We start from the raw sequence: 17,690 nt of genomic DNA on the forward strand, positions 1-17,690 counted from the left end.
AACACAATGGAAAGAAAAATTCTATTAACCGAATGCCCAGACGCAAAAGGTTTAATCTCAAGCATTACCAATATATGTGCTAAGCACCAGCTTAACATTATTAAAAACAACGAGTTTGTTGATAACGATGCCAATCGCTTTTTTATGCGTACAGTATTAGAAGGCTACTTTAACGACCAAACTTTACTTGCCGATTTAGATGGTGCACTTCCAGCTGGGAGTACCCGCCGTTTAGAGAGTGCCGGGCGCAAACGTATTGTTATCATGGTAACCAAAGAAGCGCACTGCTTGGGCGATCTACTCATGAAAGCCGTTTACGGTGATATGGATGTAGAAATTGCTGCCGTTGTAGGTAACTACGATAGCCTACGTACTTTGACGGAAAAATTTGATATTCCTTTCCATCATATTAGCCATGTAGATTTAAGCCGCGAAGAGCATGAGCAACAAGTTATCAAGGTAGTACAGCAGTACCAACCAGACTACGTAGTACTTGCCAAGTACATGCGTATTCTTACGCCAGCTTTTGTTGAAGCCTTTAGCAACAAAATCTTAAACATTCATCACTCGTTTTTGCCAGCATTTATTGGCGCTAAGCCTTATAAACAAGCTTACGACCGAGGCGTAAAAATTATTGGTGCCACCGCCCACTTTGTAAACAACGATTTAGACGAGGGGCCAATCGTAGAACAACATGTAATCCATGTTGATCATACTTACAGCGCCGAAGAAATGGCCAAAGCTGGCCGTGATGTAGAAAAAGCAGTATTAAGTAAAGCGCTGCAGCAAGTGCTTGATGAAAAAGTATTTGTATACGGAAACCGTACCGTGGTGTTTCGTTAATTAAAGTACTTAACGCTAAGTGGCTTTGAGTAGTCAAAGTCACTTAGTAGCTTGTACATGTCAGTACCCTTAACTTCTTTATCTATTCCTTGTTGCAGATCTGGCTTAGCCACTTGGTGTTTTACCCGGCTTAACAAATCCACGTTGTTCATTACCTCGTGAGGTAAACCGTCGACACTGTCTTCTGCACACGCCGCATAGCCGCCAAGAGCCTGTTCTAAACGAATCCGCGACGGCTCACCAGCATGCAGGTGCTTACTCCAATTAGCTTGCACTGGAAACTCATCATCTAGCGCTTTAAGAGCGCGAGCTTGAGCCAGTTGAAACTTATCACGTAAATCTTGCTGAACTTGTTCATGCTGTTGCTTTTGCATTGAAAACTGAGCTTGATCGCATACGTTTTGGCTAAGCATGCTAAGCAATAAATGAAAATGAGCCTGATCGCCCTGCAAGGCACTTTGGTTAAGCGTATCGCCCAACTGCAGTTCATCACATAAGCTACTTTGTCTAATTTGCTCAACTAACATATTGCTCCTCCATTACCTTTATAGATATCGGAAAAGCAGGCTAAAACTTTAGCAAATTTCGGCCAAATGCACAGATAATAAGCAAACAGTTATCTACCAATAAAAATGTCGCTGTTTTTGCTTTACAGCCCACCAAGTTCTGGTAATATGCCGCTCCACAAGCAGGAGGGGTTCCCGAGTGGCCAAAGGGAACAGATTGTAAATCTGTCGCGAAAGCTTCGGTGGTTCGAATCCACCTCCCTCCACCATATTGATAAAAAAAGACATCTTAGGATGTCTTTTTTTTATACCCGAAATTTGCCTTAAGTATGCAATTAGCGCACAACAAAAATATTAAGTTGAGCAATAACCAATAGATTTAAAAGTCTTAGGAGTAACAGCATTTAGAAACAAATGCTTAACAAGATAAGGCAGCGGAAACAAATACGCCAAGCTAATTTTAGCTTGGCGTTCCAACCAAATACGGAAAGTAATAAACGGTAAATAGACTAACTTACTAAGTAGAAAGATGTACATTGTGCAAATCTAACCACTCAACTAAGGCGGTCCAGCCATCTTAAGGTTGCCCTAAAGACCTGTAACTTTCCGACCTTGGATCACTCCAAGTTTGGCTTTGACTCAGCGCTGATGAGACCAAAAGACTCATCAACACCTCAATATTAAATCAAGCTTAGCTGTTTTTGCAAGGTTTAATAGCAGATACTACTACTGCGCTAACTGTCTATACTTACACTACTTTATCGCTTGGTAACTTATGCTAGGATAAGCCAAAAGGATTAGAACACTCAGTAATGGCAACGCAATACAATTACAGCGACAAGCAAATACTCATCGTTGATGACCAGCGAGCCTTTCAGGTTATGCTTAAGGCCATGTTGCAAAATTTTGGCGCAACCGACGTTTATTTCGCAAACACTGGCGAAGCCGCTGTAAGAGCGTGCAAAAAACGAAAATTTGACATCCTTCTAGTAGATTATAACCTTGGCACTGGCAAGAATGGTGGCCAGCTTTTAGAAGAGCTTCGTGTTAGCGAGTTGTTAGAAGTTGATGCTCTGTTTTTTATTATTAGCGGTGACAATAATAAAAGCATGGTGCTTAGTGCTCTAGAAATGGAGCCAGACGAGTTCATAACCAAACCATTTTCTCAGTTTCAGTTGCACAACCGCCTAGCAAGAGCCCATGTAAAACGTCAAAGTTTACGCGAGGTTTATCACGCATTATCAAAAAAACAGTATCAGCAAGTTATTGAACTGTGTGACAAACAGATTGAAGCCGAAAGCCGTTACAGCAACTATTGCCGTAACTTACGCGTTGAAGCGCAAATAGCCTTAGGCGAATACGTGGCAGCTAAAGAAGCACTAGAAGCCATTCTAGAAGAGCGGAAACAAACCTGGGCAAAAGCTACCTTAGGCCGTGTTCACCTGTTACTAAAAGACAATAAAAGTGCGATTGAAACACTTAATCGTTCTATTGCAGAAAGCCCATTACTGCTCACCGGCTATGACTGGCTAGCTCGCGCTTACCGAGCAGACGGCGAGTTAGACAAAGCCTTAGAAACTGTACTTAAAGCCTCTAAGTTGGCGGTAAATAGTATTGAGCGGCAACAGCTGTTAGCCGAGCTTGCTATGGAGGCTGGCGATTTAACCCTAGCCAAAGAAACTTTTTCTACCATTTTGCAGCTTGCTAGGCGTTCTATACATCGTGGCCCTCATCACCTGTGTAACTATGTACGCAGCCTAATAGACGAAGCGCAAAGTGAAGATGATTTGTATCGAAAAAATCGCTTACTGCAAGAAGTTAACTCTGTGCTATTTCATGCTAGGCGAGAAGAAGGCAAAGACGATGATTTTAACTTTGATGCCTTTGAAGGCATAAGCCAAGCTCGCGTGCACGCCACTAAAGGAGAGCTAAACAAAGCCAAACGATTGCTGTTTGATAGCCACGACGGTTTGTTAGATGCACCCAGCAAAGTAAGTGGTGAACTATTGCCCGACACCTTCTTAACCCTAAACTCTGTAGGCGAGTTTGAATACGCAATGCCCTTTGCCGAAGAACTAGAAAAACGCGATGATATCGACCCCATGTCCTTATCCTCTGCGCACAAGGTATTAAAAGCTGAAGATTTTGAACTCAAACTTGGCCAGTTTCGTGAATACAACAAAATGGGCATCGAAGCCTATGAAGAAAATCGCTTTCACGAGGCGACGAGCTATTTCGACAAGGCATTACAAGTGGCCCCTGGTAACACCGGCGCAATCTTGAATAAAATCCAAGCCATACTAAAACAGCTTAATCAATCGGAAAAAGGGCTTAGCGGACAGCTTTTAAATGACTGCAAAATTACCATTAAGTTACTCGATGGTCTTAAGTTAAACGACAACCACGCCGAGCGTTACTCAACCTTAAAAAGTGAGTTCCAGCAACTCGGTAGCGGCAACAAAAAGTAGCAAGCAAGACTTGTTAGCCTCACATTTTAAGGCTGCTCGCAAAATCCTCCATTTGAAATACACTTAGCTTAAAGCCAGTGAATACAACTGGCTAATAATCAAATTGTTGATTAATAGCTGGAGCGTTAGCCAAATATGGAGAAGTGCAGTCAATGTCTGTATCAAGATAGTTCTGGAGCCAACTGCAAGGAACCAGCTTTAGAAAGCGGGTTGTGTTTTTGGCATGATCCAGACGAGGACAAATGCGGCGAAGAGATCAAAGAGAAGCTAGAAAACCATGCTAAAAACGGCGGCATGCTTCAAGGTATCAGCCTAAAAAAAGCCAAACTAGCTGGTATTGATTTAGTTCGCTACAACAGCAAGCAAGGTTACGACCTTTCTGGCGCTGACCTCTATCGAAGTGACCTGAGAGGGGCACACCTTTTTAATATCAACCTGCAAAGCGGTAGCTTAATGAAAGCCGATTTGCGAGGGGCCAATTTAAATCATGCCGACCTAACAAAAACCAATTTGCTTGGTGCCAAAATGGACCAATGTAAATGCGATAGCCTGTGCGTTGGCGAAAAAGTGCTTCAAGAGCAATTAGGCAGTGCCGCTGAGCAACAGCAAGATAAAGAAGCCATGGCCGACTACTACCAACAAGCCGAAGAAGTGTATCGCGGCCTCCGTAAGACAGCCGAATCGGAAGGCTTGTTTACTACTGCAGGTGTATTTTTACGTAAAGAGCTCACCATGCGACGCTATCAAATGCCCAAATTCTCTTATCGGCGCGGAATATCCAAGCTGGTTGATTTGGTATGCGGCTACGGAGAACTGCCGATCCGCGTGGTATACACCTCTCTGTTAATCATTTTGAGTTGCGCTATTATTTACTCGTTTACTGGCATTCATTTCAACGGAAATATTGTTTCTCTCAGTGTTAATCAAAGCCTTGGACAAAACGTTGTAGCGTTTTTTGAATGCTTGTATTACAGCGTGGTCACTTTTACTACTCTTGGTTATGGCGACTTTACCCCGGTTGGACTTTCCCGCATGTTCGCTGCCATAGAGGCCTTTAGTGGCAGCTTTATTATTGCCTTGTTTGTTGTGGTATTTGTAAAAAAAATGACCCGCTAGCGCTGTTGAGGCGAGTTTTCTAAGATAAGCAGTGCTTTTTAACTAGCACTTTCGTAAAGTTAGATTAACATTTATCTTTTACTCAACACCCTGTAAGGACTCGACTTTGAAATTTGTGGTTCTCGCTCTACTCGCTATTTTTGTGATTGTATTTATTCTCCGCGCCAATAATAACGCCAAAGCGGTTAAACAAAACCGTCAGCTAGGCCACGACTTTCTTGCTGAAAACGCTCAAAAAGACGGTGTAATAACCACAGAATCTGGATTGCAGTACCTAATCCTTGAAGATGTTGTAGAAGGCGCTGAGAAACCTTCTGCAAACAGCACAGTAACCGTTCATTACCATGGAACACTGTTAAGCGGCTTAGTGTTTGATAGTTCGGTAGAACGTCAACGCCCTGCTCAGTTCCCACTAGGGCAAGTTATCGCGGGCTGGACCGAAGGCTTACAATATATGAGTGTAGGCGAGAAATTTCGATTCTTTATTCCAAGCCAATTGGCTTACGGAGACCGCAGTGTGTCATCAATTCCAGCTGGCTCTACCTTAATTTTTGAAGTGGAGTTGCTATCAATAGATAGTAAGTAAACTTATCAGATATTTCGGGAAAATGTAAAAAAGCCTTGGCGTGACCAAGGCTTTTTGTATCAGCTTTCTTTACTAAGAACTGGCTAACGCTTGCTCAAAGTCCTTGAGTAAATCTTCAGTATCTTCAATACCAATTGAGCAGCGGATCATTGTTTCACTGATACCCGAGGCTTGGCGTGCCTCTAAGCCCATTTCAAAGTAAATGGTTTGGGCAACAGGCAAGGCCAAAGTTCGGTTATCCCCTAAATGGGTCGCATTAATTACGATATTGGTTTCATCCAAAAACTCTGTGCTGTTGATCCCATCAACTAAATCAAAGCTCACCAAAGCGCCATAGTGCTTAAACAGTTCACTGGCTCGTTGATGCTGAGGGTGAGAAGCCAAGCCAGGGTAATACACCTTAGCCACTTTAGGATGCTCATCTAACATCTTGGCTAAGGCCAAGGCATTCGCACATTGGCGTTCCATACGCAGGGCCATGGTTTCGGCCCCTACCGACAGTAAATGTGCAGCTTGCGAGCTCAAGGCGCCTCCAAAGTCTCGCAGGCCTTTTTTCTTAATTTGGTTAATGCCCCACATCTTAGGATCGCCACTGCGATAACCTTCAAAAATATTAGGATAAGCACTCCAATTAAATAAGCCTGTATCACTTACCGAGCCACCCAATGCATTACCATGGCCGCCAACATACTTTGATAACGAGGTAATGATTAAGCTCGCGCCTACAGACTTAGGCTGAAAAAGGTAAGAAGAGGTTAAGGTATTATCCACTACGTAAACCAAACCTCGTTGCTCACATAACTTTCCAATCCCCGCTAAATCAACTATCTGGGTGGCAGGATTAGCAATGGTTTCAACAAAAACCATTTTGGTGTTGGCTTGGCAAGCCTGCTCTACTGCGTCACTGCTTGTGGCATCCACTAAGGTCACTTCAATGCCATAACCTTTTAGCGTGCCAAATATGCTGCTGGTGTTACCAAATAAAAAACGACTCGCTACGATGTGGTCGCCAGCCTTTAGCAAGGTTAAAAAAACCGTACCAATGGCCGCCATACCGGTACCAAATACTAAGCTGGCAACACTTTCATCAAGCATGGCTACTTTGCGTTGTAAGTAATCGAGAGTCGGAGTTGATTGGCGCGCATAAGCATGGCCAACTTGCTTGCCTTGAAATACATCCACCAAGTCTTGAGTGGCAGCGTATCCATAAGGTACCGAGTTATGAATTGGCGCGTGAACAGCGCCATCCTCTACGCCAGCTAAACGGTCGCAGTGAACCAGCTGTGTTGTGAATCCTTTAAAGCTCATAGGGCTACTTCTAGTAAAAACCAAGTGCCGCTATTATGCCTTAGCCAAGGTCTAAAAACGAGCAGCCCTCAGCCAGTAGCGCCAGCAAATTCTACTCAGCCCAAATACTTTGGCCTTTGGCAAACACTTGCTTGATCGTTAAAGATTGCTGGTCGAGAACCACTAAATCTGCGTCAAAGCCTGCTGCTAATTGACCTTTATTTGTTAAACCCAAAATCTTAGCTGGGTTACGACTAATCACCGACAGCGCAATATCTAAAGGCACTTGATAAGACTGAACAGCTTCTTTAGCAGCCAGATATAAACTCTCTAGTTTTCCCGCTTGCATCCCCACTAACTCGCCAGCATCATCAAACAGCGGTAAACTTGCGTTAGCATCTGAGCTAAAGCTCACTCGTTGCCAATCTAAGCCCTTATCAACAATGGTTTTAAGCGCTTGAGGGCAGCTTACCTCGCCTTCTTCGATAAACTGCGGAATAGTGCTAGTAGTGAAATCGATAGCACCGCCCTCACTCAAAAACGCTAGGGCGTCGTTAAACAAAGCCTGATTACGATTACAATGGGTAGGATAGAGCTGGGTGATTGATAAATCAGATTGCTTAACAATCTCTCGCAGTAGATTTAATTTTCCTTTTCCATCACCAACGTGGAAAAAGCTAATACCCTTTTTACCCGACAATAGTCCGGCTACGCGCGCCTCGGCGGCCACTGCGGTAAAAGCTTGTACCGAGGCCTGACTGGCTCGATGATCAGCAATGGCTAGCTCTCCTACACCTATCATCTCAGGAATTAATACAATGTCTTGCTCGATGCTTCCGGTGATGGTTTTAACCGGCAGATGATAGGAGCCGGTGTAGCAATAGCAGCTTAAGCCCATTGCACTTAATTCTCGTGCTTTACCTAATACTTGCGCTGGAGTGCGGGTAACACTATCGGTACCTAATGCGCCTACTAAAGTAGTAACACCAGTGGGTGCGGCATTTTCAAAACTAAGCTCTGCAGTGCGATAAGCAAAGCCCCCTTCACCACCGCCGCCGGTAAAGTGGACTAAGGCATCAACAAAACCAGGGGCTAGGATGCTACCTGATAAATCAATACTGTCTACTAAGCCATGACTGGCCTTAAGCTCAATATTCGGTGCAAGCTGCAAAATGCTACCATTAGCCAACAAAACATCCATTAAGCCTAGAGCTTCTGGTGCGTACACCTGTGCATTTTTAAGTAAAGTGAGCATAGCTATCTTCTTAATCCCAAACAAAAAAGGGGCCTAGGCCCCTTTGTAAAACTTAACTTAGCGGCCGTAAATGACGATGCCAGCGTTTTTCCCAATGCTTAAAGCCATATACCAGCAAAAAGGTCACCGATAAGTAGATAAGCGCTGCAAAAGTAAAGGCTTCAAATGGCGCGTAGTATTTAGCATATACATCACGGGCAGCACCGGTAAGGTCAATAATTGTTACCACACTCGCAATCGAACTAGCATGCAGCATAAAAATTACTTCGTTGCTGTAAGCGGGCAATGCTCGGCGAAGCGCACTTGGCAAAATAATCCTGCGCATCGCCTTACCATTAGACATACCATAAGCTTTGGCAGCTTCTATCTCACCACGTGGCGTTGCAACAATCGCACCTCTAAAAATCTCGGTGGTATATGCCGCTGTGTTCAATACAAAAGCTAATAAACAAGGATAAAACGCTTCTCGCACTATCGGCCAAAACATTGAATCTTGAATACCCTCAATATAAGTCACGCCATAGTAGATAATATAAAGCTGAATCAGTAAGGGAGTACCACGAAATACGTAGGTAAATACCCAAACACTGCGGCTAATTAAAAAGTTGTCGGAGGAACGCATAATGGCAAGGGGAATTGCCAGAATTAGGCCTAATATTAGCGACAAAAATACCAATTGAACGGTCATCACTAAACCGTCCCAGTACCCTAACACGGTGGTTAAAGTAAAAATGTCGTTGTTGGCGAGTAAGTTCTCGATAGTTTCATACATAATTAAGCGCTTACCTCACCGTACCAGCACTAAAACGAATTTCTAACCGTTTTAGGAAAATTTCAGAAACACTAGTAAGTGCAAGGTATACAAAGGCCACTGGAATAAAGAACAAAAATGGTTCATGCACCGCGCCTGCAGCTTCTTTGGCTAGGCGAACCATATCCGCTAGACCAATCACCGAAACCAGCGCTGTCGTTTTCACCAATACCAACCAATTATTACCAATGCCCGGAATAGCGTGACGCATCATTTGCGGCACAGTAATACGACGAAATACCTGCAAGCTACTCATACCATAAGCTTTGCCGGCTTCAATCTGGCCGTTATCTACTGCGAGAAAAGCACCGCGAAAGGTTTCCGCCATGTAGGCACCAAAAATAAATCCAATGGTGGTTACACCCGCCACAAACTCATTGATATTGATGTAGTAATCGATATCAAAGTTGTCGTATAACCAATCAGAAAACACATTCATCATGATTTGAGCGCCAAAGAAAATAAGCAGCATTAACACTAAGTCGGGCACACCGCGAATAACGGTGGTGTAAACCACAGCAACGCCATTAGCAATACGGTTTTTTGATAAACGCGCCACCGCTGCCAACATGCCTAAAATTAGCGCTACAGCCAATGATAAGAAGGCAACTTCGATAGTGACAATCGCCCCCATAAATATTGAAGGGCCGTAACCATGAAGATCTAACATAATGAGTCTCTTAGAAAGTTAACCCGAGCTGGGCTCGGGTTAATGGTAGTGCAAGGCTTACTTTTTAATACTGTAATCGAAGTATTTTTCGTTGATTTTGTCGTATACACCGTTAGTTTTAACGGTAGCTAAGGCTTTGTTGAACATTTCAATTAGTTCGCCATCGCGCTTACGTGCAGCAACACCTACACCTTCACCTAGCTGTACGTTGTCGCCTAACACTTTAAAGTCTGCGCCTTTCTCAACTTCAATAATCGTGCTAACGCCTACAGGGAAATCGATAACTACAACGTCTAAACGGCCGCCGTGTAGATCAACCACTAGATCATCACCGGTAGTGTAACGTTTAATATCAGCTACTTTTGAGTAGTTGTCTGTTGCGTAAGTATCTTGAATAGTACCGCGCTGAACACCAACACGTAGGCCTTTTAAGGTTTCTGGTTTAGCTGGGTCAACTTCGCTTGCTTTAGGGCCAAAGAAACCGGTAGGCGTGTTGTAGTAAGGTTCTGAGAACAATACCTTTTTCGCACGGTCTTCGTTAATAGACATAGACGAGAAAATTGCATCGTACTTACGTGCTAGTAGGCCAGGAATGATGCCATCCCATGCTTGAATTACCCACTCACACTTAACTTTCATTTCTTCACAAACCGCGTTACCTAGGTCAATTTCAAAACCGGTTAGTGAGCCATCAGGAGCTTTGTACTCAAACGGTTCGTAAGGCACATCTACTGCTAAACGAACTACTTCCCAGTCTTTTGCTTCAACTGCTGTAGTACTTAGTGCAATTGCACCAATCATCGCGACTAATGTTTTTTTCATTTTTTACTCCGTGTTGTTTGCTTTAAGCGAGTTAACGCTTGTCTTCCATAGTTATAATTTTAGTATTTTGGGGCTAGAAATTGTTTCATGCGCTCAGAATCTGGATTTTCGAATACTTTTTGTGGGGAACCACGCTCTTCCACTATGCCTTGGTGGAGGAATAACACCTGATTGGATACATCACGCGCAAAGGCCATTTCGTGAGTCACAACCAACATCGTTCGCCCCTCTTCAGCCAAACTACGCATTACTTTAAGCACTTCACCCACCAATTCGGGGTCAAGTGCGGAAGTTGGCTCATCAAATAACATCACCTCAGGGTTCATTGCCAAGGCACGGGCAATTGCAGCCCGTTGCTGCTGTCCACCCGACATATGGGCTGGGTAGTAATCTTTTCGGTCGTGCAAACCTACGCGCTCCAACAGGCCTTCAGCTTGCTCGATAGCTTCTTTCTTGGGGATGCCCAGTACGTGAACCGGCGCTTCAATGATGTTTTCTAATACGGTCATGTGTGACCAGAGGTTAAAGCCTTGAAACACCATCGAGAGTTTAGAGCGAATTCGTTCAACTTGCTTATTGTCAGAGGGTAAACGCTCACCATTGCGTAAGTGCTTAAAGCCAATTTTTTCACTGTGAAGTGCGATATCGCCTTGAGTTGGGATCTCAAGTAGATTCATGCAGCGTAAAAAAGTGCTTTTGCCAGAACCAGAAGAACCGATGATAGAAATCACATCGCCTTTGTTTGCGGTAAGGTCAATACCTTTAAGTACTTCGTTATCGCCAAACACCTTGTGGATATTTGATGCTTCTAGTGCAGCCACATCACTCATATTTTATGTTTACCTTGTTAATGACTGCCTAAGCAACCAGCCTTGTTTCCTAAGGCGCGTAGTTATTGTTAAATAATTTGTTACACGTTCAACCCAACGAAAAGTATCATCGCGAAAGACAAAACTCAACATTTTATGGGGCAATTGGCGCTCTTATGATTACAAAACACCCTATTAAGCGATTTTATTAGCATCTTTATATTCAACCAGTCTGCATATATACGCTATATAACGCCCGCGCAACGAATTTAATTTCAGTTTTAGAATTTTAGCTCGATATACATCAATAATAGGCCTTTTAGTTCAGTTTACGGTTAGCGCCGCATTTGCTGTTGCGTAATTGTAAAATAGCACTCTAAGATTAAGCGTAAATAAGTGAGCCAGCTCTCATTACTAAGCCCACTATTTTAGTAAGTAAATTACAGAATAAAGCCCATAACTTCGACTATGTTTCGCTTTACCCTGCAAATAAGTAGTAAAATTACACAAATTATGGGCTTTTTTGACACAGATCAAATTCCGGATCTTGCTTACTTTGATACAATTTTGCTATCAAAAGTAGCAGGTAGAAGTTGTGGTTAAGAACTACAAAACAAGCGGCCTAAGTATTACTAACAACAATATTCAAAATTGCCGAATTTTGTGTATCTTTCATATTTCTTTAATACAGTTAATCACAACACTTTCTAACTTTAGCTGCATACTGTTAATTCACGTTTTATACTCACTATCCTTATATGTTGTTCGTCCCATTGAGACGATTATCGCGAGTGAGAAGGATCTCAGGCTTAGTAACACCTAATAAGCACCTGCGATTTACCGGTTTTTATATTTGTTTTTTGAGGAAACTATGTCTAGTAACAACCACCAGTCTCAAGACGAAGAACTGAGCTATTCAGAAGCACACCGCCCTGCTTCTGAGTTTGAAACTCGTTCCGACTACTTAGACCACGAACTAAAAATCATGAAGCCTCGTCGCTGGGGCTTAAATTTGCCAGGTCGTGACTTCCGCTTCGAATGGGAAGATTTGGTGCCAGCCATTGCCGGTACTATTGGCATTATTGCAATGTACTCTGCAGTAATGATGGCATGGGCAGATGGCCTAACCGAACGTTGGGACCACATTAACCTAGGTACCGAGTTTGCTATTGAGGTAGCTCGAGTAGAAATGCTTATCCCTGCGTTACTTTTCTGTGTACTAGCTTCGGGGATATTTAACCCGCGCGCTAACCTTGCAGGTAACCATGGTCCAATGATTCCATTGATTGGCGCCATCGCTTTAGCAGGTGCTCACCCGCTTGCATTAGCAATTTTACTTGGTGTGTTTGGTTTACTTCTTAGCTTCTTTAAAGGTGGCTCTAAACTGGTGAACTTAACCAGTGAAGGTGTTGCTGGCGGCTTGCTGGTATTCCTTGGTTTTGGCGGCACCATGTCAATGATTGGTGACATTCAATCTTGGTCTAAAGGTCTTGAATCTGTTGATGCTGGTATTGCTGCAGGCGAGATGGGCTATGTCGGCTTAGTTGTTTTAGCCGCTACCATTGTATTGTATGCATTCTTAGCAAAAATCGGTAAACGTTGGTTAGCGATTCCAGCCTGTGCGGTTATGGGTCTAGCAATTGCCTTGGCATTTGGAGCAGGTTTTGACCTTACTTTTAAAACCGAGATGGGCCTACCTAACCTAAACCCAGTTTACTGGTGGGGCTCTACTGAACAAGGTTGGCAGTTAGGTTTACCTAACATGGAACACTTTATCGCTTCACTACCGTTTGCAATTTTAGCTGTAGCGATGTGGTCACCAGACTTCCTAGGTCACCGTATTTTCCAAGAACTAAACTACCCACGCGGTACAGACAAAGTATTAATGGATGTTGATGACACCATGACTACTTGTTCAGTTCGCCAGATTGTAGGTACAGCTGTAGGTGGTGGTAACATTACATCTAGCTGGGGTACTTACATGATCCCAGCCGCTATTGCTAAACGCCCAATTCCTGGCGGTGCAATTTTGCTTGGTTCACTATGTATCATCATTGCAATTTTAGGCTTCCCAATGGACGTTGCGGTTTGGCCTCCAGTAATGAAGATTGCTCTACTAGTAGGTGTGTTCTTGCCGTTACTAGAAGCAGGCATGCAAATGATTAAAGACACTAAAGATTCACAATCTGCTGGTATCTGTATCTTTGCTGCAGCGGTAACTAACCCAGTATTGGCTTGGGCACTAACTATGCTACTTGATAACAATGGCCTAATCGGTGACAAAGAACGTCCGAAGAAGTTGTCTTTTGCAGACCGCATTGTTATCCCTGCTACCGTATTATTGATTTGTTTTGTAGCCATGATGGCTGTAGGTATGCTGGAAGGTAAATACGGTATTCCAGCACTGTTGTAATTTTAATTTTTACCTCTTGGAACAAGCACTATACTTGTTCCAAGGGCTTAAGATAGTGGCTCTTTAGCTATCTGATAAACCATAGAATATTTATTTGTATACCAACTTATAGGTGGGACAAGAAATGGCAGAGAAGAACGATGTTTTTGCTAGTGCCTGGTCAGGTTTTAAAACCGGCGAATGGCAAAATGAAGTTAACGTTCGTGACTTTATTCAAACTAACTACACTCCATATGAAGGCGATGAGAGCTTTCTAGCTGGAGCAACCGAAGCTACGGATAAGCTTTGGGACAAAGTTATGGAAGGCATTAAAGAAGAAAACCGCACTCACGCGCCGGTAGACTTCGATACTTCAGTAATCTCAACCATTACTGCTCACGACGCTGGTTACATCAACCAAGATCTAGAGCAAATTGTTGGCCTGCAAACTGAAGCGCCACTAAAACGTGCGATTATCCCTAACGGCGGTATTCGTATGATTGAAGGTTCTTGTAAAGCTTACGATCGCGAATTGGATCCAATGGTAAGCAAAATTTACACTGACTACCGTAAAACCCATAACCAAGGTGTATTTGACGTTTACACTGGCGCTATCATGAAGTGTCGTAAGTCAGGTGTACTAACTGGTTTGCCTGATGCTTACGGCCGTGGCCGTATTATTGGTGACTACCGTCGCGTAGCACTTTACGGTATCGACTTCTTAATGGCTGACAAAGTTAAGCAACACCGTTCTTTGGAAGGTGACTTTGTAAACGGTTCTGACCTAGCTTCTACTATGCAGCTTCGCGAAGAAATCAGCGAGCAGCACCGTGCTCTAGGCCAAATTAAAGAAATGGCAGCTAAATACGGCTGTGATATTTCTCGCCCAGCAGAAAATGCAAAAGAAGCAGTACAGTGGACTTACTTCGGCTACCTAGCTGCTGTTAAATCACAAAACGGCGCTGCAATGTCGTTTGGTCGTACTACTACTTTCCTAGACGTGTACATTGAGCGTGATATCGCTGCTGGCACACTAACAGAAAGCGAAGCGCAAGAATTAGTAGACCACTTAGTAATGAAGCTACGTATGGTTCGTTTCCTGCGTACGCCTGAATACGATGATTTGTTCTCTGGTGACCCAATCTGGGCAACTGAGTCTATCGGTGGTATGGGTACTGACGGTCGTACGCTAGTAAGCCGTACAGCTTTCCGTTTCTTGAACACGCTATACACAATGGGTCCTTCTCCAGAGCCGAACATTACTGTTCTATGGTCTGAGCAACTACCTATTAACTTCAAGAAATACTGTGCCAAGGTATCTATCGATACTTCATCTATCCAGTATGAAAACGATGACCTAATGCGTACTGACTTCGACAACGATGACTACGCAATTGCTTGCTGTGTATCACCAATGGTTGTTGGTAAGCACATGCAGTTCTTCGGTGCTCGCGCTAACTTAGCTAAAACACTGCTTTACGCAATTAACGGTGGTATGGATGAGAAGCTTAAGATCCAAGTAGGTCCTGTTTCTGACAAGATCACTGACGAAGTTCTAAGCTTTGACGACGTAATGGGTCGCCTAGACACCTTTATGGATTGGCTAGCAGAGCAATACGTGACTGCACTTAACTGTATTCACTACATGCACGACAAGTACAGCTACGAAGCTTCATTAATGGCACTTCACGATCGTGACGTTCGCCGTACTATGGCTTGTGGTATTGCTGGTCTATCAGTTGCAGCTGACTCATTGTCTGCTATCAAATTTGCTAAAGTTAAGCCTATTCGTGACGAAGACGGTATTGCTACCGACTTCGAAATTGAAGGTGATTACCCTAAATTTGGTAACAACGACGACAGCGTAGATGATATTGCCGTTGACCTAGTAAACCGCTTCATGAATAAAATCCGTAAGCTTAAAACTTACCGTGATGCGATTCCTACTCAGTCAGTTCTTACTATTACTTCTAACGTTGTATACGGTAAGAAAACAGGTACTACTCCAGATGGTCGTAAAGCAGGTGCTCCTTTTGCTCCTGGTGCTAACCCAATGCACGGCCGTGATGAAAAAGGTGCGGTAGCATCTTTAACATCAGTAGCTAAACTACCATTTGCTAACGCACAAGACGGTATCTCTTACACTTTCTCTATCGTGCCAAACGCACTAGGTAAAGATGACGATACTCAGAAGTCTAACTTAGCTGGCTTAATGGACGGTTACTTCTACCACAACGCTGACGTAGAAGGTGGTCAACACTTGAACGTTAACGTTATGAACCGTGAAATGTTAGTTGATGCGATGGAAAATCCTGAGAAATACCCTCAGCTTACCATCCGTGTATCTGGTTACGCAGTGCGCTTTAACTCGCTAACGCCAGAGCAACAACAAGACGTAATCACTCGTACTTTCACACAAAGTATGTAATTGAACGTTAAGTAGTTCTGCTTAGCAGAGACTACGGTTATAATTAACCTTGCCCAAGTTTTTGGGCAAGGTTTTTTTTTGGAGAAACAAATGTCAAAGATTGGGCGAATTCACTCTACTGAGTCTTGCGGAACCGTTGATGGACCAGGGATCCGGTTTATTGTATTTATGCAAGGTTGCTTAATGCGTTGCCAATACTGCCACAACCGCGATACTTGGGATTTACACGACGGTAAAGAAATTAGCGTTAGTGAGCTAATGAGTGACCTTACCCCTTATAGACGTTTTATGAATGCCAGTGGCGGCGGTGTAACAGCTAGTGGTGGAGAAGCGATACTTCAAGCTGAGTTTGTGCGAGACCTATTTCGAGAATGTCAGGCGCAAGGTATTCATACCTGCTTAGATACCAACGGTTATGTGCGCAAACATACCGAGGTCATTGACGAGCTACTGGAAGTGTCAGACTTAGTGATGCTCGACATTAAACAAATACATGATGATGTGCACCAAGATTTGGTGGGCGTAAGTAATAAACGTACCTTAGATTTTGCTCGCTACTTGCACAAGGTAGGTCAAAAAACCTGGATACGTTATGTTGTAGTGCCTGGCTTTACCGACGACGAACAATCAGCACATGACTTAGGCGAATTTTTAGCGCCTTTTGATAATGTAGAAAAAATTGAATTATTACCCTATCACGAGTTAGGCAAGCACAAATGGACGGCCATGGGCGAAGATTACCCACTTGCTGGCGTTAAACCACCAAGCAAAGACACTATGGAAACCATTAGCGGCATTTTAAAGCAGTATCACGATAAAGTGATTTACTAATAGCCTCTCGAGAATAAGCTATACATGATTATTTGCCCTATATGTCAAAGCGCGTTGAGCCTTCAAAATAAACAATGGTCCTGTGATAAGGGCCATTGTTTTGATCAAGCTAAAGAAGGTTATACCAATTTACTGGCAGTTCAGCATAAACACTCTAAACAGCCAGGAGATAGTAAAGCCATGCTGCAGGCTAGGCAGCACTTTCTTAATCAAGGGCACTTTGCGTTTTTGGCAACGGCCATCAATAAAATGCTTAGCCAGTATTCTGCCCAAAACATTGTGGATCTAGGCTGCGGAGAAGGCTATTACACGCAAACCATTAGCAAACAACAAAGTAATGCCAACAGTGTTATCGGTATTGATATAGCTAAAGATGGTATTCGCATGGCAGCCAAACGCTGCAAGCAAGCACAGTTTTTTGTGGCGAGTAACCATCGCCTTCCTATTGCTGATAACAGCATCGACTTCACCGTAAGAGTGTTTGCCCCCAGCGACAATCAAGAGCTATTGCGTATCAGTAAGCCCAAGGCTTACCTACTAAAAGTAGTCCCAGGCGCGATGCACTTATCTAAGCTACGCACGCTGTTATACAAAGACCTACAAGCTCACTCTGAACAAGCAGAAGACATGCCCGGATGGCAATTGTTAGAACAACAAAAAATTGCGCAGCTAGCTACCTTAAACCGTCCAGATATGAACGCCCTGTGCATGATGACTCCCTTCGCGTGGAAGAAAAATAAAGAGTTAGAACAGCACCTTAATTCGCAGGATGATTTCGAAATGAATTTTGAATTTGTGCTGCAAGTTTATCAACGGCAATAACATCAGTATAAACTAAAGCACCCACCCGAGTTACAAGCTAGATG

Annotated in this window: 15 protein-coding genes, 1 tRNA gene and 1 riboswitch; of the genes, 9 read left to right on the forward strand and 7 right to left on the reverse strand. The window is 43.4% G+C overall.

All coding sequences use genetic code 11. The annotated features are described in order from the left end of the window. The first annotated feature begins 6 nt into the window (after positions 1-6). Complete coding sequence (purU, locus tag OV592_RS14820; RefSeq protein WP_016403715.1) at positions 7-843, forward strand: formyltetrahydrofolate deformylase; 837 nt, start codon at positions 7-9, stop codon at positions 841-843. Here the strand turns inward: purU and OV592_RS14825 are convergent. Then, positions 840-1,370, reverse strand: coding sequence for a VC2046/SO_2500 family protein (locus OV592_RS14825; protein ID WP_406609117.1), 531 nt, complete (start codon positions 1,368-1,370; stop codon positions 840-842). The genes purU and OV592_RS14825 overlap by 4 nt on opposite strands. 164 nt (positions 1,371-1,534) lie before the next feature. Between OV592_RS14825 and OV592_RS14830 the strand changes: the two genes are divergently transcribed. The 4 genes from OV592_RS14830 (at position 1,535) to OV592_RS14845 (ending at position 5,519) form a co-directional block, all read left to right on the forward strand. After that, a tRNA-Tyr gene (locus tag OV592_RS14830) sits at positions 1,535-1,618 on the forward strand. 290 nt (positions 1,619-1,908) lie between these two features. Continuing rightward, a riboswitch (cyclic di-GMP riboswitch) is annotated at positions 1,909-1,992 on the reverse strand. Between the two features lie 169 nt (positions 1,993-2,161). Next, positions 2,162-3,817 carry a response regulator gene (locus OV592_RS14835; RefSeq protein WP_152779564.1) on the forward strand — a complete coding sequence of 552 codons (1,656 nt, stop codon included), beginning with the start codon at positions 2,162-2,164 and terminating at the stop codon, positions 3,815-3,817. 135 nt (positions 3,818-3,952) lie between these two features. Continuing rightward, positions 3,953-4,933 carry an ion channel gene (locus OV592_RS14840; protein WP_406609118.1) on the forward strand — a complete coding sequence of 327 codons (981 nt, stop codon included), beginning with the start codon at positions 3,953-3,955 and terminating at the stop codon, positions 4,931-4,933. A gap of 106 nt (positions 4,934-5,039) precedes the next feature. Continuing rightward, the gene (locus tag OV592_RS14845; protein ID WP_406609119.1) at positions 5,040-5,519 is read left to right on the forward strand and encodes an FKBP-type peptidyl-prolyl cis-trans isomerase; all 480 of its coding nucleotides are present in this window, start codon (positions 5,040-5,042) and stop codon (positions 5,517-5,519) included. A 72-nt stretch (positions 5,520-5,591) separates the two neighbouring features. Here the strand turns inward: OV592_RS14845 and OV592_RS14850 are convergent, their stop codons facing one another. The 6 genes from OV592_RS14850 to OV592_RS14875 all read right to left on the reverse strand — a co-directional run bounded on the left by OV592_RS14850 (position 5,592) and on the right by OV592_RS14875 (position 11,194). After that, on the reverse strand, positions 5,592-6,827 hold the full coding sequence (locus tag OV592_RS14850; RefSeq protein WP_406609120.1) for a cystathionine gamma-synthase family protein: 1,236 nt from the start codon (positions 6,825-6,827) through the stop codon (positions 5,592-5,594). A 91-nt stretch (positions 6,828-6,918) separates the two neighbouring features. Then, positions 6,919-8,061 (reverse strand): beta-aspartyl-peptidase, encoded by a 1,143-nt coding sequence (gene iadA / locus OV592_RS14855; RefSeq protein ID WP_406609121.1) that lies wholly within the window; start codon positions 8,059-8,061, stop codon positions 6,919-6,921. Between the two features lie 52 nt (positions 8,062-8,113). Continuing rightward, positions 8,114-8,833, reverse strand: a complete 720-nt coding sequence (locus tag OV592_RS14860; protein WP_406609122.1) for an ABC transporter permease — start codon at positions 8,831-8,833, stop codon at positions 8,114-8,116. Positions 8,834-8,843: 10 nt separating this feature from the next. Then, complete coding sequence (locus OV592_RS14865) at positions 8,844-9,542, reverse strand: ABC transporter permease (protein ID WP_016403706.1); 699 nt, start codon at positions 9,540-9,542, stop codon at positions 8,844-8,846. A gap of 57 nt (positions 9,543-9,599) precedes the next feature. Beyond that, positions 9,600-10,364, reverse strand: coding sequence for a transporter substrate-binding domain-containing protein (locus OV592_RS14870; protein ID WP_016403705.1), 765 nt, complete (start codon positions 10,362-10,364; stop codon positions 9,600-9,602). Positions 10,365-10,423: 59 nt separating this feature from the next. Then, entirely contained in the window at positions 10,424-11,194 is a 771-nt protein-coding gene (locus OV592_RS14875; RefSeq protein WP_016403704.1) for an ABC transporter ATP-binding protein, read from the reverse strand. Positions 11,195-12,044: 850 nt separating this feature from the next. Between OV592_RS14875 and OV592_RS14880 the strand changes: the two genes are divergently transcribed. The 4 genes from OV592_RS14880 (at position 12,045) to rlmA (ending at position 17,646) form a co-directional block, all read left to right on the forward strand. Beyond that, a complete protein-coding gene (locus OV592_RS14880; RefSeq protein ID WP_016403702.1) occupies positions 12,045-13,586 on the forward strand; it encodes a DUF3360 family protein in 1,542 nt (513 codons plus the stop codon). 124 nt (positions 13,587-13,710) lie between these two features. Continuing rightward, positions 13,711-15,993: a formate C-acetyltransferase gene (pflB, locus tag OV592_RS14885; protein ID WP_406609123.1), complete on the forward strand. Its 2,283-nt coding sequence runs from the start codon at positions 13,711-13,713 to the stop codon at positions 15,991-15,993. A 90-nt stretch (positions 15,994-16,083) separates the two neighbouring features. Continuing rightward, positions 16,084-16,824 (forward strand): pyruvate formate lyase 1-activating protein, encoded by a 741-nt coding sequence (gene pflA, locus OV592_RS14890; protein ID WP_406609124.1) that lies wholly within the window; start codon positions 16,084-16,086, stop codon positions 16,822-16,824. A gap of 24 nt (positions 16,825-16,848) precedes the next feature. Next, positions 16,849-17,646: a 23S rRNA (guanine(745)-N(1))-methyltransferase gene (gene rlmA, locus OV592_RS14895; protein ID WP_406609125.1), complete on the forward strand. Its 798-nt coding sequence runs from the start codon at positions 16,849-16,851 to the stop codon at positions 17,644-17,646. Positions 17,647-17,690: the final 44 nt, after the last annotated feature.

Origin of the sequence: Agarivorans sp. JK6 (assembly GCF_045277145.1) — a bacterium.
Classification (GTDB): domain Bacteria; phylum Pseudomonadota; class Gammaproteobacteria; order Enterobacterales; family Celerinatantimonadaceae; genus Agarivorans; species Agarivorans albus.